This window comes from Pseudomonas sp. PLB05, from assembly GCF_021106615.1.
In the GTDB taxonomy this organism is placed as follows: domain Bacteria; phylum Pseudomonadota; class Gammaproteobacteria; order Pseudomonadales; family Pseudomonadaceae; genus Chryseomonas; species Chryseomonas benzopyrenica.
Genome location: NZ_JAJOHO010000004.1, coordinates 96,751 through 113,743 on the forward strand (window position 1 = coordinate 96,751; position 16,993 = coordinate 113,743).

At 66.7% G+C, this 16,993-nt stretch carries 16 protein-coding genes; 6 read left to right on the top strand and 10 right to left on the bottom strand.

All coding sequences use genetic code 11. The annotated features are described in order from the left end of the window. Nucleotides 1-25: 25 nt before the first annotated feature. The 10 genes from purH to LRS53_RS18355 form a co-directional block, all read right to left on the bottom strand. Nucleotides 26-1,618: a bifunctional phosphoribosylaminoimidazolecarboxamide formyltransferase/IMP cyclohydrolase gene (purH, locus tag LRS53_RS18310; RefSeq protein ID WP_231356879.1), complete on the bottom strand. Its 1,593-nt coding sequence runs from the start codon at nt 1,616-1,618 to the stop codon at nt 26-28. 66 nt (nt 1,619-1,684) lie between these two features. Beyond that, on the bottom strand, nt 1,685-2,002 hold the full coding sequence (fis, locus tag LRS53_RS18315; protein ID WP_026083845.1) for a DNA-binding transcriptional regulator Fis: 318 nt from the start codon (nt 2,000-2,002) through the stop codon (nt 1,685-1,687). Then, entirely contained in the window at nt 1,999-2,991 is a 993-nt protein-coding gene (gene dusB, locus LRS53_RS18320; protein WP_231356880.1) for a tRNA dihydrouridine synthase DusB, read from the bottom strand. Before dusB ends, fis begins: the two co-directional genes overlap by 4 nt. A gap of 155 nt (nt 2,992-3,146) precedes the next feature. Next, nucleotides 3,147-4,571, bottom strand: a complete 1,425-nt coding sequence (locus LRS53_RS18325) for a DUF3426 domain-containing protein (RefSeq protein ID WP_231356881.1) — start codon at nt 4,569-4,571, stop codon at nt 3,147-3,149. A gap of 110 nt (nt 4,572-4,681) precedes the next feature. After that, nucleotides 4,682-5,557 carry a 50S ribosomal protein L11 methyltransferase gene (prmA, locus tag LRS53_RS18330; protein ID WP_017641059.1) on the bottom strand — a complete coding sequence of 292 codons (876 nt, stop codon included), beginning with the start codon at nt 5,555-5,557 and terminating at the stop codon, nt 4,682-4,684. A 208-nt stretch (nt 5,558-5,765) separates the two neighbouring features. Further along, complete coding sequence (gene accC / locus LRS53_RS18335) at nt 5,766-7,112, bottom strand: acetyl-CoA carboxylase biotin carboxylase subunit (protein ID WP_064309286.1); 1,347 nt, start codon at nt 7,110-7,112, stop codon at nt 5,766-5,768. A gap of 16 nt (nt 7,113-7,128) precedes the next feature. After that, nucleotides 7,129-7,590 (bottom strand): acetyl-CoA carboxylase biotin carboxyl carrier protein, encoded by a 462-nt coding sequence (accB, locus tag LRS53_RS18340; protein WP_017641057.1) that lies wholly within the window; start codon nt 7,588-7,590, stop codon nt 7,129-7,131. A 53-nt stretch (nt 7,591-7,643) separates the two neighbouring features. Then, nucleotides 7,644-8,090, bottom strand: a complete 447-nt coding sequence (gene aroQ / locus LRS53_RS18345; RefSeq protein ID WP_017641056.1) for a type II 3-dehydroquinate dehydratase — start codon at nt 8,088-8,090, stop codon at nt 7,644-7,646. 116 nt (nt 8,091-8,206) lie between these two features. Beyond that, nucleotides 8,207-9,970 (bottom strand): protein-disulfide reductase DsbD, encoded by a 1,764-nt coding sequence (dsbD, locus tag LRS53_RS18350; protein ID WP_231356882.1) that lies wholly within the window; start codon nt 9,968-9,970, stop codon nt 8,207-8,209. Between the two features lie 56 nt (nt 9,971-10,026). Further along, nucleotides 10,027-11,646, bottom strand: a complete 1,620-nt coding sequence (locus tag LRS53_RS18355; protein WP_068384974.1) for a response regulator — start codon at nt 11,644-11,646, stop codon at nt 10,027-10,029. A 268-nt stretch (nt 11,647-11,914) separates the two neighbouring features. Between LRS53_RS18355 and LRS53_RS18360 the strand changes: the two genes are divergently transcribed. From LRS53_RS18360 to LRS53_RS18385, 6 genes are all read left to right on the top strand, one after another. Continuing rightward, nucleotides 11,915-12,931, top strand: a complete 1,017-nt coding sequence (locus LRS53_RS18360; RefSeq protein ID WP_064309283.1) for a DUF2333 family protein — start codon at nt 11,915-11,917, stop codon at nt 12,929-12,931. Next, nucleotides 12,931-13,482 carry an NUDIX hydrolase gene (locus tag LRS53_RS18365; RefSeq protein ID WP_231356883.1) on the top strand — a complete coding sequence of 184 codons (552 nt, stop codon included), beginning with the start codon at nt 12,931-12,933 and terminating at the stop codon, nt 13,480-13,482. Before LRS53_RS18360 ends, LRS53_RS18365 begins: the two co-directional genes overlap by 1 nt. A 143-nt stretch (nt 13,483-13,625) precedes the next feature. Then, nucleotides 13,626-13,970: a translation initiation factor Sui1 gene (locus tag LRS53_RS18370; protein ID WP_017641051.1), complete on the top strand. Its 345-nt coding sequence runs from the start codon at nt 13,626-13,628 to the stop codon at nt 13,968-13,970. 86 nt (nt 13,971-14,056) lie between these two features. Further along, nucleotides 14,057-15,970: an arginine decarboxylase gene (gene speA, locus LRS53_RS18375; RefSeq protein WP_007161593.1), complete on the top strand. Its 1,914-nt coding sequence runs from the start codon at nt 14,057-14,059 to the stop codon at nt 15,968-15,970. Nucleotides 15,971-16,176: 206 nt separating this feature from the next. Next, on the top strand, nt 16,177-16,431 hold the full coding sequence (locus LRS53_RS18380; protein WP_064309282.1) for a hypothetical protein: 255 nt from the start codon (nt 16,177-16,179) through the stop codon (nt 16,429-16,431). Beyond that, a complete protein-coding gene (locus LRS53_RS18385) occupies nt 16,428-16,991 on the top strand; it encodes a lipocalin family protein (RefSeq protein ID WP_231356884.1) in 564 nt (187 codons plus the stop codon). The genes LRS53_RS18380 and LRS53_RS18385 overlap by 4 nt, the downstream gene beginning before the upstream one ends. Nucleotides 16,992-16,993 lie beyond the last annotated feature (2 nt).

A 16,993-nucleotide genomic window follows, 5' to 3' on the forward strand; every position in this document is an offset into this window, starting at 1 on the left:
CCCGATGCCTTCGGCAGGGCGGGCCTTAGTGACGGAAGTGGCGCATGCCGGTGAAGACCATGGCGATGCCGGCTTCGTCGGCGGCGGCGATGACCTCGGCGTCGCGCATGGAGCCGCCCGGCTGGATCACCGCGGTGATGCCATTGGCCGCGGCGTTGTCGATGCCGTCACGGAAGGGGAAGAAGGCGTCCGAGGCCATGACCGCCCCGGCCACGGCCAGACCGGCGTGTTCGGCCTTGATGGCGGCGATGCGTGCCGAGTTGACGCGGCTCATCTGGCCGGCACCGATACCCACGGTCTGCTGACCCTTGGCGTAGACGATGGCATTGGATTTGACGAATTTGGCCACCTTCCAGGCGAAGATCAGGTCTTGCAGCTCCTGCTCGCTGGGCGCGCGCTGGGTCACCACCTTGAGGTCGTCGGCGGTGATCATGGCGATGTCGCGGCTCTGCACCAGCAGACCGCCGTTGACGCGCTTGAGGTCCAGGCCGGGCTTGCGCTCGGCGGGCCATTCGCCGCATTCCAGCAGGCGGACGTTGGCCTTGGCCGCCACCACCTCGCGGGCCTCGGCGCTGACGCGCGGGGCGATGATCACCTCGACGAACTGACGTTCGACGATGGCGCGGGCGGTCTCGGCGTCCAATTCGCGGTTGAAGGCGATGATGCCGCCAAAGGCCGACTCGCTGTCGGTGGCATAGGCCAGTTCATAGGCCTGGCGGATGTCGCCGGCCACGGCCACGCCGCAGGGGTTGGCGTGCTTGACGATGACGCAGGCCGGCGCGTCGTAGCTCTTCACGGTTTCCAGGGCGGCGTCGGTGTCGGCGACGTTGTTGAAGGACAGTTCCTTGCCCTGCAGCTGGGTGGCGGTGGCCACGCAGGCTTCGCTGGCGTGCTCGACATAGAAGGCGGCCTGTTGGTGCGGGTTCTCGCCGTATCTCATGTCCTGCGCCTTGATGAACTGGGCGCTGAAGGTGCGCGGGAAGGCGGCACGGCCTGCGGTGGACAGGGTCTCGGCCTGCTGGTCGATGCTGCCCAGGTAGTTGGCGATCATGCCGTCGTAGGCGGCGGTGTGCTCGAAGGCCTTGAGCGCCAGGTCGAAGCGCTGGGCATAGGTCAGGCCGCCGGCCTTGAGATCGTCGAGGATGGCCGCGTAGTCGCTGGCGTTGACCACGATGGCGACGTCCTTGTGGTTCTTCGCGGCACTGCGGACCATGGTCGGGCCGCCGATGTCGATGTTCTCGATGGCGTCGGCCAGGCTGCAGCCGGGCTTGGCCACGGTGGCGGCGAAGGGGTAGAGATTGACTGCGACCAGGTCGATCGGACGGATGCCGTGTTCGCTCATCACCTCATGGTCGACGCCACGACGACCGAGGATGCCGCCGTGGATCTTGGGATGCAGGGTCTTGACGCGACCGTCCATCATCTCCGGGAAGCCGGTGTAGTCGGCGACTTCCACCGCCGGGATGCCTTCGTCGCGCAAGAGCTTGTAGGTGCCGCCGGTGGACAGGATTTCCACGCCGATGGCCGCGAGTTCACGGGCGAAGTCGACGACGCCCGTCTTGTCGGACACGCTGATCAGCGCACGGCGGACGGGGAGGCGAGAGGTCTGGTCGGTCATGGTCATGTCCATCAGGAGGAAGAAGACCGCCGGTCAAGCCCCCTGGGCCGCCGGCGAGGAGGCGGATCAGAGCAGGTCGTACTGCTTGAGCTTCTTGCGCAGGGTGCCGCGATTGAGCCCGAGCATCTCCGACGCCTTGGTCTGGTTGCCCTTGACGTAATTCATCACGCTTTCGAGCAGGGGTGCTTCCACTTCGCAGAGCACCATGTTGTAGACGTCGGTCACCGGCTGCCCATCGAGGTGGGCGAAGTAATTGCGCAGCGCCTTTTCCACGCTGTCGCGCAGCGTCTGGCCTTCCTGCAGGGGAGCGGTCAGGTGCTGCTTGAGGTCGCCGTTGTCACTCACGGGCGCTGTTCCAGTCAAAGTCTCGGTCATCGAATTCATGCCACCTGCTTCCCGGTCGGGGGCTGCGCGAAGAACGCGCGAATGCTGGCGTGCTGGGCTTGGGTGTCTTGCAGTCGGTTGAACTGGGCGCGCGATTCCGCGGCGCCCGGCCGGTCGGCCAGGTACCAGCCGACGTGCTTGCGGGCGATGCGCACGCCCATTTCCGGGCCGTAGAAGGCGTGCAGGGCGTCGAGGTGTTCCAGCAGGATGGCCTCCACCTCGGCAGCGCTGGGCGCCGCCAGGTGTTCGCCGGTCGCCAGGTAGTGGGCGATCTCGCGGAAGATCCAGGGCCGACCCTGGGCGGCGCGGCCGATCAACAGGCCGTCGCAGCCGGTGTGTTCGAACACCTTGCGGGCCTTTTCCGGGCTGTCGATGTCGCCGTTGGCGAACACCGGGATGTCGACCGCCTGCTTGATGGCGGCGATGGTGTCGTATTCGGCGGCGCCGAGGAACCGGTCGTCGCGGGTACGGCCATGCACGGCCAGGGCCTGGATGCCAGCCGCCTCGGCCAGCTGCGCGATGCGCAGGCCGTTGCGATTGTCGGGATTCCAGCCGGTGCGGATCTTCAGGGTCACGGGCACGTCCACTGCCGCCACCACGGCGGCGAGGATCTCGGCCACCAGGGCCTCGTCCTTCATCAGCGCGGAGCCGGCGGCCTTGTTGCAGACCTTTTTCGCCGGACAGCCCATGTTGATGTCGATGATCTGGGCACCCAGTTCGACATTGCGCTGGGCCGCTTCGGCCAGCATCGCCGGATCGCCGCCGGCGATCTGCACCGAACGCGGTTCCTGCTCGCTGGCGTGGATCAGGCGCAGCCGCGACTTGCGGCTGTCATAGAGCCGCACGTCACTGGTCACCATTTCCGACACGGCCATGCCGGCGCCGAGTGCCAGGCACAGGCGCCGGAAGGGCAGGTCGGTGACCCCGGCCATGGGCGCGAGAATCAGCGGATTGGGCAAGGTATAAGGGCCGATGCGTACCATCGACATATCTTTTTCCCTGGCGAATAGGCGCCTGTTCCGCCTGCGCCGGAAACCGGCCGCGGACAGGGGCTGCTGTGCTTGAAAAGGGTTGGGAATGATACCCGCTCGCCGCCTCGGGATAAAGCGCGAGTTGGCTAGTTTATGAGCAATTCACCCTGGGGCTACTCCGGCGAGAAGAAGCTCAGACTGTAGTTCACCGCCCGCGGGCCGGGGTCGAGAATGTCCAGCGCGATGTGGATCGGCGTCTGCGGCGGCATCTCGTCCTGGCCTTTCAGTTCGCCATTCAGGTATTCGCCCGGCTTGAAACGGCGGCTGGCGAGCAGCTGGCCGTTGAGGTCGGCGAAGCGCAATTCCAGCATCGGAAAGGGCTGCGAGAAGGGCGCCCGGTTGTAGAGGATGGCATCGACACGCAGGGCGCCGGAGAATTGCGGATGGCTGCGCACCACCAGGTTGCTGCTGCGGATCTGCTGGACATCGACCTTGGACGGCACCTTGCAGCCCAGGCTGGCACAGGCCTGGACGAACAGCGGGCGATAGCTGTCCTGCCGTGCCAGTTCGTCGAAGTGGTAATAGACGTACTGGCCGGCCAGGCCGAGCAGTGCCAGCAGGCAGAGCAGGAGCCACAGCAGGCGGCGCCCCCAGTGCGGGCGCAGCTGATGACTGTCCAGTTGCAGCGGTTCGTCGTGCAGGTCCAGCAGCGGATCGTCCTGCCATTCCGGCTCGCTGCGCAGGACGCCTGCGGACTTGGCCGGCGGCGCCTCGTCGTTGCGGTCGGCGCTGAGAGGTTCGGCTGCGGGCTCCTGCCAGTCGTCGAGGCGGCCCAGGCCGGGTTCGGCGCGTTCGTCTTCGTCGGCCTCGACCCGGCCGAGTGCCGGCTCCTGGCGCTCGGCCGGGGCGGCGGTGAGGGGCGCGGGCGGCGTGGCCGGGGCCGGTTTCAGCGGGGCGCGCAGGGCCGTGAGCGGGGCCGCCGGCGCGACGGCAGGCAAGGGGCTGATGGCTGGCTCGGGCTCGGGTTCCGATGCGAATGCGGGTTCCGGCGCAAGCGCTGGTTCCGGTTCGGCGGCGGTGAGGGGCGCAGACAGCGGTTCGGGCTCGAATGCCACTTCGGGCTCGGTCGGCAGGCGCAGGGATTCCGGCTCGGGTTCGCGTGCGGCGGATAGGGCGCCAAGCGAAGGCAGCGCGAAGGCCTCCTCGTCTTCCTGGCGGCGGCGGGCAGCCAGGCCTTGGGCCGGTGCCGGTTCTTCCCGCGGCGTGGTGACGGCAGGCGGCGCGGCGATGGCGGGAGGCGCAGTCGGCGCGCGGCGCTGTTCTTCCAGGGCGCCCAGGCGAGCAACCTCGGCGTCCAATTCCAGATGGCTCAGGTCCAGTTCGTCATGGGGCCAGGCCGCTTCACTGGGCGTCGGCGCCGGCATGGGCGGCGCGGGCACGGGTTCCGGTGCCGTCAAAGGCGCGGCCTGATTGCTGGCGTTGAACACTTCCAGGCAGACGCCACAGCGTACGTCGCCATCCGCGGCGGCCAGGTGTTCCTGGGTGACGCGGAAGCGGGTATGGCAATGCGGACACTGGGCGACGAGGGATTCGGTCATGGCGAGGCGACAGCCAGGGAATTTAAGCGCGCTAGTGTACCCGAAGGCCCAGGCGAAAGAAGGGGCTCCACCGGGCCGCCGGGTAAGCGGCCTGGTGGAGCCTTGGCCGATCAGCGGCGGCGGGTCCCGCTGATGCGCACCCAGCCGTCCAGGGTGGCGGTGGGCTCCAGGTCGAAGCAGCCGGCGTAGGCGGCGCGCACGTCCTCGGCCTGCTCGGCGAGGATGCCGGAAAGCGCCAGGCGCCCGCCGATGCGGGTCAGACGGGTGATTTGCTCGGCCAGGCCGACCAGCGGACCGGCAAGGATGTTGGCCACCACCACGTCGGCCGGCTCGTCTGGCAGATCGGCGGGCAGATAGAGCGGAAAGCGTGCCGGGTCGATGCCGTTGCGATTGGCGTTCTCCCGCGAGGCTTCCAGGGCCTGGACGTCGATGTCGGTGCCCACGGCGCGCTCGGCGCCCAGCAGCAGGGCGGCGATGGCGAGGATGCCTGAGCCGCAGCCGAAATCCAGCACCTGCCGACCTGCGACCGGTTCGCCGTCCAGCCATTGCAGGCACAGCGAGGTGGTGGGATGGGTGCCGGTACCGAAGGCCAGGCCCGGATCCAGCAGCAGATTGACCGCCTCGGGTTCCGGGGCCTCGTGCCAGCTGGGGACGATCCACAGCCGCTGGCCGAAGCGCATGGGCTGGAAGTTGTCCATCCAGCTGCGCTCCCACTCCTGGTCTTCCAGGCGCTCCACCTCGTAGGTCAGGCCGTTGGCCAGCAGCTGCACGCGCTGTTCCAGGGCCGCGGCGTCGGTGTCGCCTTCGAACAGCGCCAGCAGGTGGGTCTGGGACCACAGCGGGGTGGTGCCCAGATCCGGCTCGAAGATCGGCTGGTCCTCGGCGTCCATGAAGGTCACCGAGACGGCGCCCAATTCGAGCATGAGGTCTTCGTAGGTTTCCGCCTGGGCGGGGGTGAGGGCGAGGCGGACTTGCAGCCAGGACATGGTGGGCTACCTGAATCGGGTCAAAGCGGGGAGGGTAAATGAAAACGGGCTGCCCGAGGGCAGCCCGTCTATTGGATAGAAGCCGGCGGGACGAGCGAGCTAGGTCAGGCAAGGCGGAAATCGCCGAGGAAGCGCAGTTTACACAGCGTAAATGAGCATTCCGAGGCGATTTCCAACGCAGCCTGGCCGACGCACAGCCGTCACGTCCTCAGTGGCGCATGCCGAGCTTCTTCTCCAGGTAGTGGATGTTCACCGCGCCCTGCCCGAAGGCCTGGTCGCGGGTCAGCATCCGGTGCAGATCGGCGTTGGTCTTGATGCCGTCGACGATCAGCTCGTCCAGGGCGTTGCGCATCCGGGCCATGGCCTCGTCGCGGGTCTTGCCCCAGGTGATCAGCTTGGCGATCAGCGAATCGTAGTTCGGCGGAACCTTGTAGCCGCTGTACAGGTGCGAATCGACCCGCACGCCGTTGCCGCCCGGGGCATGGAAATGCTTGACCAGGCCCGGGGAGGGCATGAAGGTCTTGGGGTCTTCGGCGTTGATCCGGCACTCGATGGCGTGACCGGTGATCTTGATGTCTTCCTGCTTGATCGACAGTTTGTTGCCAGCGGCGATGCTGAGCATCTCCTTGACGATGTCGACACCAGTGATCATCTCGGTCACCGGATGCTCTACCTGCACGCGGGTGTTCATCTCGATGAAGTAGAAGCGGCCGTCTTCGTAAAGGAATTCGAAGGTGCCGGCGCCCCGGTAGCCGATGTCGATGCAGGCCTTGACGCAGCGCGCCAGGACTTCTTCACGGGCCTTTTCGTCGATCTGGGGCGCAGGCGCCTCTTCGATGACCTTCTGGTGGCGGCGCTGCAGCGAGCAGTCGCGATCGTAGAGGTGCACGGCATTGCCCTGGCCATCGGAAAGCACCTGGACTTCCACGTGACGCGGATTGCCGAGGAACTTCTCCATGTAGACCATGGAGTTGCCAAAGGCGGCGCCGGCTTCGGTCTGGGTCAGCTTGATCGATTTGATCAGCTCGGCCTCGTCCTCCACCACGCGCATGCCGCGACCACCACCGCCACCGGCGGCCTTGATGATCACCGGATAGCCGACTTCGCGGCCGATGCGCAGGCACTCGGCCTCGTCATCCGGCAGGGCGCCATCGGAGCCCGGTACAGTGGGTACGCCGGCCTGCTTCATGGCGTTCTTGGCGGAGACCTTGTCGCCCATCAGGCGAATCACGCTGGCGGTGGGGCCGACGAAGGCGAAACCGGACTGCTCGACCTGCTCGGCGAAGTCGGCGTTCTCGGCGAGAAAGCCATAGCCGGGGTGGATGGCGGTGGCACCGGTGACTTCCGCGGCGCTGATGATGGCCGGGATGTTCAGGTAGGACAGGGGCGAGGGGGCCGGGCCGATGCACACCGATTCGTCGGCGAGGGACAGATGCATCAGTTCGCGGTCGGCGGTGGAATGAACCGCCACCGTCTTGATGCCCAGCTCCTTGCAGGCACGCACCACGCGCAGGGCGATTTCCCCGCGGTTGGCGATCAGGACTTTTTCCAGCATCGTGGGCTCCACGGGCTTAGACAATGGTGAACAGCGGCTGGTCGAATTCGACGGGCTGACCGTTCTCGACCAGCACCTGGCCGATGGTACCGCTGGCTTCGGCTTCGATGTGGTTCATCATCTTCATGGCTTCGACGATGCACAGGATGTCGCCTTTCTTCACCTGCTGGCCGACTTCGACGAAGGCCGGGGTGGTGGGCGAGGACGCGCGGTAGAAGGTGCCGACCATGGGCGAGCGAGCCACGTTACCGGTCAGTTGCGGAGCGGCGGCTTCGGCAGGAGCGGCGGCGGCCGGCGCAGCGGCCGGAGCTGGAGCGGCGACCGGCGCGGGGGCAGCGGCGTAGACGGTCTGCATGCCTTGGTTGCGGCCGGTGTTGCGGCTGATGCGGACGGACTCTTCGCCTTCGCGGATTTCCAGCTCGTCGATACCGGACTCTTCCAGCAACTCGATCAGTTTCTTGACTTTACGGATGTCCATTGGCGTTGGCTCTCCCCTCGGGTTCAGGTGATGTTCTGGATATTGAGTCGCGCTCAGCCGCGGGCGGCGAGCTGTTCGCAGGCGGCTTCCAGGGCCAGGCGATAGCCACTGGCACCGAGCCCGCAGATGACACCGACCGCCACGTCGGAAAAATAGGAGTGGTGGCGGAAGGCTTCGCGCTTGTGCACATTCGACAGGTGCACTTCGATGAATGGGATGCTCACCGCGAGCAAGGCGTCACGTAGCGCGACGCTGGTATGGGTGAAGGCGGCCGGATTGATCAGGATGAAGTCCACCCCTTCGTCGCGCGCGGCGTGGATGCGTTCGATCAGCAGGTGTTCGGCATTGCTTTGCAGAGACTGCAGGCGATGCCCCGCCGCGGTGGCACGGGCTTCGAGATCGGCATTGATCTGGGCCAGGGTGGTAGCACCGTAGACGCCCGGCTCGCGGGTGCCCAGCAGATTCAGGTTGGGCCCGTGCAGTACCAGCAGATGCGCCATAGCCACTTGCCTCGCGATTTCGCAACCAGATTGGCCGCGGACTATGCCGCAACCGGAGGTGACTGTCCAGTCGCTAGACGTTTGCCGGAAATGCCCGCACGTTGGGCGAAATTCTTTTAATCGCTAGTGATAAGCCTTTTTGCTTCGTCGAGTCGGGCGAGAAAGCCCGCGGCATCGATTTCGCCGACGATGCGCGCCTTGGCCTGCTCCCGGCCGCTGGCATCATAGAACAGGATCGCCGGCGGGCCGAACAGGCCGTGCTGCTCCAGCCACTGGCGCTGTTCCCGGGTGCTTTGCGTCATATCGAAACGGATCAGCGTGAAGTCGCGCAATTGCGCCTGGATCTCGGGATTGCCGAAGACCTCGCGCTCGATCAGCTTGCAGCTGATGCACCAGTCGGCATAGACGTCCACCAGCAGGGGTCGCCCGCTGCCGAGGCTGCTCGCCAGGGCGGTGGGATCGCTCAGGCTGCGCATGACCTCCGCGCGGGCAGCCACGGCGGGTGCCGCGGCGTCGCCCAGCGGTCGTAGCGGATCGCTGGCGCCGCGCAGGGCGCCGATACCCGCCGCCACGCCATAGACCACCAGGGCCAGTCCGACCAGTTGCAGCAGGCGCTGGCGGGGCGGCTTGGGCACCAATTCCAGAGCCCCGAGAAACAACCCGACGCCGGCGGCCAGCAGGCCCCAGGCGGCCAAGGCCAGTGGTCCCGGCAACAGCCGTTCGAGCAGCCACAGGGCCACCGCCAGCAGCAGCACGCCAAAGGCGTTGCGCATGCCCACCAGCCAGGCGCCGCTGCGTGGCAGCAGGGCACCGCCACCGGCGGCGATGAGGATCAGCGGGGTACCCATGCCCAGACCCAGGGCGAACAGGGCGAATCCGCCGCCAAGCCAATCGGCGGTGCTGCTGATGTAGAGCAACAGGCCCGCCAGGGGCGCCGAGACGCAGGGCGAGACGATCAGGCTGGAGAGCACGCCCAGGGCGGCCGCGCCGCCGAGGGAGCCGCCGCGGGTGCCACTGGCCAGCTGTTCCAGGCGCTCGCGCAGGGCCGCCGGCAGGCGCAGTTCGAAAAGGCCGAACATGGCCAGGGCGAACAGCAGGAACAGCGCGGCGAAGGGAATCAGCACCCAGGCCGACTGCAGTTGCGCCTGCAGATTGAGACTGGCGCCAAAGACGCCCATGAGCGCGCCCAGGGCCGCGAAGCTCAGGGCCATGGGCACCACGTAGGCCAACGCCAGCAGCAGGCCACGACCCGGACGCGCCTTGCCGGCCAGCACCACCGCCGAGACGATGGGCAGCATCGGCAGGACGCAGGGGGTGAAGGTCAGCCCCAGCCCGGCGAGGAAGGCCAGCAGGAGTCTGTTCCAGCCGACCTGATCGGGGGCAGGGGCGCTGGCCGCCGGGCTCACCGTGGGCAAGGCCGCGGAGCTGGCGATATCCAGGATGCGGGTTTCCGGTGGATAGCAGAGACCTCGGTCGGCGCAACCCTGGTAGGTGACCGTGATCCGACCGCCGCGGCCGGGCGCGAGGGGCAGGGGGATGTCGACGCCGGCGTGATAGACCTGGACATCGCCGAACCATTCATCGTGCTTGGGCTCGCCGGGCGGCAGGACCACCGGTGCGCTCAGCAGGCCGGGATCGGCGTCGAAGGCGAAGCGCTGCCGATAGAGGTAGTAGCCCTCGGCGATGGTGAAGCGCACCAGGGGGCGGCCCTCGGCATCACGGCGCTGCTCCAGGCGAAAGGCCTGATCCACCGGCAGGAATTGCTGGCCCCCGCGCTGACCGTCCAGGCCCAGCGTGGCGGTCGGGCGCGGTGCATCGAACAGGCCGGCGGCGGCGGGCAGGGTCAGCAGCAGGGTGAGCAGGAACAGCAGGACACGCATGGGCTTCTCGACGATCGGCAGCGGCCGATCATAGCAGAGGCACCCGGCCCGCCAGACTAGTCCTGGCCGTACTGACGCACGCAATTGCGTCCCGCATGCTTGGCGGCATAGAGGGCTTCGTCCGCCTGCTTGGCCAGCGCGGGCATCTCCTGGCCGGGCTGCAGCTGCGCTACGCCGGCGCTGAAGGTGCAGCTGAGTTCCTTGGGCGGTGCCGGATAGTGGATCTCGGCGAAGCGCTGGCGGATCTCGTCGATCAGGCGGGTGGCGGTGGCCAGGTCGGTGTCGGGCAGCACGACGGCGAATTCCTCGCCGCCATAACGGCCGATATGGTCGGACTTGCGCAGGCGCTGCTTGAGAAACAGCGCCAGGCTCTTGATCACCCGATCGCCCATGGGGTGGCCGTAGTGGTCGTTGACCTGTTTGAAATGGTCGATGTCCAGCATGGCGAAGGTGATCGGTCGCTGGCTGCGCCGCGCGCGGAAGCAGGCGTCTTCCAGCAATTGCAGGGTATGGGTGTGGTTGTACAGCCCGGTGAGGCTGTCCTGGACGATGCGTGCCTGCAGGCTGCGCGCCCGGGCGGCGCGGGTGCGCACCGTGGCGATCAGGTGGCGCGGCTTGATCGGCTTGGTGAGGAAGTCGTCACCGCCTTCGCTCATGGCATCCAGCTGCTTGTCGAGATCGTCCTCGGCCGACAGATAGATGATGGGCACGCTGACATAGCGCTCGTGCTGGCGGATGACCTTGGCCAGCTCGGTGCCGATGCACTCGGGCATGTACATGTCGAGGATGATCAGATCGGGGGCGAATTCCGCCAGGTGCGCCATCACCGCCCCGGGTTGCATCAGGGTGCGGGTGACGATGCCGGCGCTGTTGAGCGCCATTTCCGTGGCCATGGCCTGGGCGCGGGAATCGTCCACCACCAGGGCGCGGATCGGATCGTAGTAGACGGTGCGGGTGAGGGTCTCGATCTTTTCCAGCAGCCGCGCCGAATCCAGGGTGCCGGTGTAGAACTCCTGGCCACCGGCGCGCACCGCCGCCAGGCGAAAGGGCGTATCGGCCTCCTGGTGGCTGTAGAACAGCACCGGCAACTTACGTTCGAGACCGGTCTGGGCCTCCAGCGCCAGCTGTATGCCGGCGCCTGCACCGCCGAAGTCCACGTCCATGACGATGACCGCCGGATGGCGACTGTCCATCATCGCGCGGAAGTCGTCGGCATGGTGGACGATCTGGATGGTGACGCCGAAGTACTCCATCTGCTGCGCCAGGCGCTCGGCGCGCTCGCTGTCGAGCAGGGCGATGTAGATCGGCTTGCGCAGCGGCGGCAGGCTGGTGGTTTCCAGCTGGTCGCCCTGGCGCAGCCCGGTGCGCGACAGGCTCTGCATGGCCTGGCTGAGTTCGGTGATGGCCTGGCTGTTGAGGCGGCCGCGATTGGCGGCGACCTGGGCCAGGGAAGCGCCGATGGTCTCGGCGAGCTCGGCATGGCCCTGCTGCTCGAAGCGCTTCGCGTATTGCAGCAGGCGCGCATTGGCGTCGGTCAGTTCAGCCAGGCTGCCGGCCGTCCATTCGTCTCGTTGCAGCCGCTGCCAGATCTCCAGCACCTGACGCGACTGGTGGATGACCCGTTGCGCGAAGTGCAGCTTGAGGCGGTCCCGGCTCGGATCATCTGGTTCGCTCACGAATTGTTCCGTCATTCTTGAGGTGGTGGCCCTATGCTACCAATTGCTGGCTGGCAGGGGAGAGGCGGTACCCTGGTTAGCGGCGGCGATGCCGCTCGCATGGACACTGTCGGTCGCTTCTGGAGTAGCGTTTGTCGCCTGTTACCCTAGGCTCGGAGGCGGCTGCCCAGGTGCATTGCGCCCGAGCGGCCTGCGAGGGCTGCGCAACCGGCGCCGCGGGCAGGGGTCCAAGCGCCGACACCTTTGAAATCATTGCAAGGAATTGCCCATGCGGGAGTGGAACTTGAGATCGGGATGGCTCCGGCTGGTAGCAGCGCTCGTCGCGCTCTACCTGCTGGTCAGCCTGGCGATAGGCTGGTACTGGAGTCGTGAGCCGGATTTCTTCCCGGTGCAGCAGCATGCCCAGGAGGCGGCCACGGCCAGTGGTCGCAAGCTGGTGCTCGGCTACACCACGGTCGAGACCCTCAAGCAGGTGGCCGGCACCCTGCTGGACAAGCCGGGCGGCTATCTCTCCAACGACATCTTCCCGCCGGGCCTCTGGCTCGACGACATGCCGTCCTGGGAATATGGCGTGCTGGTGCAGACCCGTGACCTGGCGCGCGCCCTGCGCAAGGACTTCGCCCGTTCCCAGTCGCAGTCCACCGAAGACGTCGATTTGGCCCAGGCCGAGCCGCGCTTCAACTTCGACAACCACAGCTGGGCCATGCCCTCGTCGGAATCCGAGTACCGCGCCGGCATCGCCTCCCTGGATCGCTACCTGGCGCGCCTGGGTGGCCAGAACGCCCAGGGTCAGCCCGCCGCCTACTTCTATTCGCGCTCGGACAACCTGCGCAACTGGCTGGGCGATGTCGAGACCCGGCTGGGCTCGCTGTCCCAGCGACTCTCCGCCAGCGTCGGTCGCGTACGCCTCGATGCCGAGGTGCGGCCGAACCAGGACATCCCTGCCGGCCAGGTGCCGGAGGTGCATGAACAGCGCGTCGAGACGCCCTGGCTGCAGATCGACAACGTCTTCTACGAGGCCCGCGGTCAGGCCTGGGCGCTGTCGCACATCCTGCGCGCCATCGAGGTGGACTTCGCCGACACCCTGGCCAAGAAGAACGCTACGGTCAACGTGCGCGAGATCATCCGCGAACTGGAAGCGGCGCAGCAGCCGGTCTGGAGTCCGATGATCCTCAACGGCAGCGGCTTCGGCATCCTGGCCAACCATTCGCTGGTGATCGCCAACTACATCTCCCGCGCCAACGCCGCCATCATCGACCTGCGCCAGTTGCTGGAACAGGGCTGATGACGCCGGACGCACGCGAGGCGGCGCATCGCGCCGCCTCCGACCGGGAGCTAGTGGTCTGGGTCGATCACCAGGACTGCATCCAGGGCGAATTGCCGCGGGCAGAACTGCGTGCCCGTGGCCTGATCGGCCGCTGCACCTTCATTCTGCTGTTCAATGACGCCGGCGAACTCTGCGTACACCGGCGCACCCTGAGCAAGGCGCTTTATCCCGGCTACTGGGACGTCGCTGCCGGCGGCATGGTGGCGCCCGGCGAGAGCTATGCGCAATCGGCGTCCCGCGAGCTGGCCGAGGAGCTGGGCGTCAGCGGCGTGGCCTTGCGCGAGCATGGCACCTTCTATTTCGAAGAGCCCGGCAATCGCCTCTGGGGCGGCGTGTTCAGCACGCGCTGGAACGGCCCGCTGCGGCTGCAGCCGGAAGAGGTACTGGAGGCACGCTTTCTGGCGCCGGCCGCCATTCTCGATGAGGCTCGCCAGCGGCCCTATTGCCCGGATTCGCTGGAGGCCCTGCGCCTGGCCGTCAGTCGGTCGGATGTCGCATCCCTGCCTTAATTTCTCGCATTCGCGCCTTAGCATCCGTGGGCGATGCTGCTACATTGCGCGGCCCCGGACTAGCGCGGCCCGTGCCGGCCGGCGCTGCATCCAAGGTTTCCTCCAGGCGCCCGGCGTCTGAATCGAACTGGGAGAACCGTCCCTTGAGCAAGAAAACCTCCTCGCTGTCGGATCTCAGCCGGCTGGTGTATTCCACCGACGTCGGCCGCATTCGTCCGGAAGAACCCCAGGCACCGACCCCGGCCGGTGACGGCATCGCCCGCGTGCGGCGCGAGACCAAGGGCCGCGGCGGCAAGACGGTGACCACGGTCAGCGGCGTCCCCCTGGGCGAGGAAGAGCTCAAGGACCTGGCCAGCGCGCTCAAGCGTCGCTGCGGGACCGGCGGGGCGCTCAAGGATGGCGTCATCGAGATCCAGGGCGATCATGTCGACTTGCTGCTCGGCGAACTCGAAAAGCGCGGCTTCAAGACCAAGCGGTCGGGCGGCTAGGCCAGGCCTTCCAGCCCCCGCGTACAACTTACCGCCCCTGGTGGCGGTCCATCCAAAGCAAGATTCCCTACAGGAGATTCCCGCGAATGTCCCCACGACGCACGCGCAAAGATGACGGCAGCCAGTGGACCGTGGCGGACAGCCGCAGCGTCTATGGTATTCGCCACTGGGGTGCCGGCTACTTCGCCATCAGCGATGCCGGCAACGTCGAAGTCCGCCCCCACGGCCCGGACGGCCAGCCGATCGACCTCCATGTGCTGGTCGGCCAGCTGCGCGAAGCGGGGCTGTCGCTGCCACTGCTGGTGCGGTTCCCCGACATTCTCCAGGGCCAGGTGCGGCACCTGACCGGCGCCTTCGATCGCAACATCGAACGCCTCGACTACCAGGGTCGCTACACCGCCCTCTATCCGATCAAGGTCAACCAGCAGGAAGCGGTGGTGGAAAACATCATCGCCACCCGCGACGTCTCCATCGGCCTGGAGGCCGGCTCCAAGCCGGAGCTGATGGCGGTGCTGGCGCTGGCGCCCAAGGGCGGTACCATCGTCTGCAATGGCTACAAGGACCGCGAATTCATCCGCCTGGCGCTGATGGGCCAGAAGCTCGGTCACAGCGTCTTCATCGTCATCGAGAAGGAATCCGAGGTCCCGCTGGTGATCGAGGAGGCGGCCGAGCTCAAGGTCACGCCCCAGGTCGGCCTGCGGGTGCGGCTGTCGTCCCTGGCGTCGAGCAAATGGGCCGATACCGGTGGCGAGAAGTCCAAGTTCGGCCTCTCCGCCGCCCAGCTGCTGTCGGTGATCGAACGCTTCCGCGCCGCCGGCCTGGAGCAGGGCGTGCGCCTGCTGCACTTCCACATGGGCTCGCAGATCGCCAACCTGGCCGACTATCGCCAGGGCTTCCGCGAAGCCATCCGCTACTACGCCGAGTTGCGCGCCCTGGGCCTGCCGCTGGATCACATCGACGTGGGCGGCGGCCTGGGCGTGGACTACGACGGTACCCACTCGCGCAACGCCAGCTCGATCAACTACGACATGGACGACTACGCCGGTACCGTGGTCGGCATGCTCAAGGAATTCTGCGACCAGCAGGAATTGCCACATCCCAACATCTTCTCGGAAAGCGGCCGCGCCATGACCGCCCACCACGCCATGCTGGTGATGCAGGTCACCGACGTCGAGCGCCACAACGACAGCGTGCCGGCCAGCGAGCGCTTCGAAGGCAAGGCCGAGGTGGTGCAGTGGCTGGCCGAGCTGCTCGGCGACACCGATCCGGAGATGGTCACCGAGACCTATTGGCGCGCCACCCAGTACGTCAGCGAGGCCGCTGCCCAGTATGCCGCCGGCACCCTGAGCCTGAGCGACAAGGCCCTGGCCGAGCAGTGCTACTTTGCCATCTGCCGCCGCCTGTACAACCAGCTCAAGGCGCGCCAGCGCTCCCACCGCCAGGTGCTCGACGAGCTCAACGACAAGCTGGCCGACAAGTACATCTGCAACTTCTCGGTGTTCCAGAGCCTGCCCGATACCTGGGCCATCGACCAGATCCTGCCGATCGTGCCCCTGACCCGCTTGGACGAGGAGCCGGTGCGTCGCGCCGTGCTGCAGGACCTGACCTGTGATTCCGATGGCAAGATCAAGCAGTACGTCGACGAGCAGAGCATCGAGACCAGCCTGCCGGTGCACGAGGTGCGCGAGGGCGAGGACTATCTGCTGGCGGTGTTCCTGGTGGGCGCCTACCAGGAGATCCTTGGCGACATGCACAACCTGTTCGGCGACACCGATTCGGTGAACGTCTACCAGGATGCCGACGGCAGCGTGCGCCATGGCGGCATCGAGACCCACGACACCATTGAGGACATGCTCAGGTACGTGCACCTCTCGCCCGAGGAGCTGATGACCTACTACCGCGACAAGGTCGCCAGCGCCCGTCTCACCGCGCGCGAGCGCACCCAGTTCCTCGACGCCATGCGCCTGGGCCTTACCCGTTCCTCCTACCTCGCCGGCTAAGAAGCCGCTCACGATCTGCTGCGCGTCGGCCAAGCGGCGTTGAAAATGCCTTCGAAATGCTCATTTACTATCTGTAAATTCCGCTTTCTCAGGCATTGTCGTCTTGCTTGGCTCTAGCTCGCGAGATCGTGAACGGCTTCTGACGAAGCGAACCCTGGCGGCCAGGCGGGCTCTATAGCCTTGCCGTCAGGATGGAGGAGGCAGGTATGAAGTGGCGCTTGGCGCTGTTGCTGGTGGGCAGCCTGGTATTGGCCGGCTGCGGCAAGGTCAATCAGGAAAACTATTCCCGGCTCAAGGCTGGCCAGACCAAGGCCGAGGTGGAGCAGATCCTGGGCGCACCCACGGAATGCGCAGGCGCCCTGGGCGTCACCACCTGTACCTGGGGCGACCGCGGCTCCTTCATCAGCGTGCAGTATCTCAACGACAAGGTGGCGATGTTCGCCGGGCAGGGTCTGCGATGAAAACCTCTACCAAGATTCTACTGCTGGCGGGTGCTGCCGGGCTGCTCGCGGCCTGTGCCAGTGGCCCGCGCGAGGTCCCGCCGCTCACCGCGGGCAATGTCGATCTGCAGCGCTACCAAGGGCACTGGTACGAAGTGGCGCGGCTGCCGATGTTCTTCCAACGCAAGTGCGCCCAGTCCGAAGCCAACTATCACGTCATGGCCGATGGCTCGGTCGCCGTGTTCAACCGCTGCCGCACCCTGGACGGCAAGGTGCAGGAAGCCACGGGCACTGCCACCCCGATCAAGCCGGGCGTGACCGATCGTCTCGAAGTGCGCTTCGACACCTGGTTCAGCGGCGTCCTGCCCAACGTGGCCAAGGGACCCTATTGGATCCTCTATGTCGACGACGACTACAAGACCGCCCTGGTCGGCAGTCCGGATCGCAAGTACCTCTGGTTGCTGGCCCGCAAGCCCGACATTTCCGCAGCGCAGAGCGAGAAGCTGCTGCGCATCGCCCGTGAGAAGGGCTACAACCTCAATCGTCTGGTCTGGCGCGAGACCGACGCCCATATGCCCTAGGC

Excerpts from the sequence above, each read along its gene's own strand:
- purH (WP_231356879.1), bottom strand. The coding sequence starts at position 1,618 with ATGACCGACCAGACCTCTCGCCTCCCCGTCCGCCGTGCGCTGATCAGC.
- fis (WP_026083845.1), bottom strand. The coding sequence starts at position 2,002 with ATGAATTCGATGACCGAGACTTTGACTGGAACAGCGCCCGTGAGTGAC.
- dusB (WP_231356880.1), bottom strand. The coding sequence starts at position 2,991 with ATGTCGATGGTACGCATCGGCCCTTATACCTTGCCCAATCCGCTGATT.
- LRS53_RS18325 (WP_231356881.1), bottom strand. The coding sequence starts at position 4,571 with ATGACCGAATCCCTCGTCGCCCAGTGTCCGCATTGCCATACCCGCTTC.
- prmA (WP_017641059.1), bottom strand. The coding sequence starts at position 5,557 with ATGTCCTGGCTGCAAGTCCGCCTCGCCCTCACCCCCGCCCAGGCGGAA.
- accC (WP_064309286.1), bottom strand. The coding sequence starts at position 7,112 with ATGCTGGAAAAAGTCCTGATCGCCAACCGCGGGGAAATCGCCCTGCGC.
- accB (WP_017641057.1), bottom strand. The coding sequence starts at position 7,590 with ATGGACATCCGTAAAGTCAAGAAACTGATCGAGTTGCTGGAAGAGTCC.
- aroQ (WP_017641056.1), bottom strand. The coding sequence starts at position 8,090 with ATGGCGCATCTGCTGGTACTGCACGGGCCCAACCTGAATCTGCTGGGC.
- dsbD (WP_231356882.1), bottom strand. The coding sequence starts at position 9,970 with ATGCGTGTCCTGCTGTTCCTGCTCACCCTGCTGCTGACCCTGCCCGCC.
- LRS53_RS18360 (WP_064309283.1), top strand. The coding sequence starts at position 11,915 with ATGCGGGAGTGGAACTTGAGATCGGGATGGCTCCGGCTGGTAGCAGCG.
- LRS53_RS18365 (WP_231356883.1), top strand. The coding sequence starts at position 12,931 with ATGACGCCGGACGCACGCGAGGCGGCGCATCGCGCCGCCTCCGACCGG.
- speA (WP_007161593.1), top strand. The coding sequence starts at position 14,057 with ATGTCCCCACGACGCACGCGCAAAGATGACGGCAGCCAGTGGACCGTG.
- LRS53_RS18380 (WP_064309282.1), top strand. The coding sequence starts at position 16,177 with ATGAAGTGGCGCTTGGCGCTGTTGCTGGTGGGCAGCCTGGTATTGGCC.
- LRS53_RS18385 (WP_231356884.1), top strand. The coding sequence starts at position 16,428 with ATGAAAACCTCTACCAAGATTCTACTGCTGGCGGGTGCTGCCGGGCTG.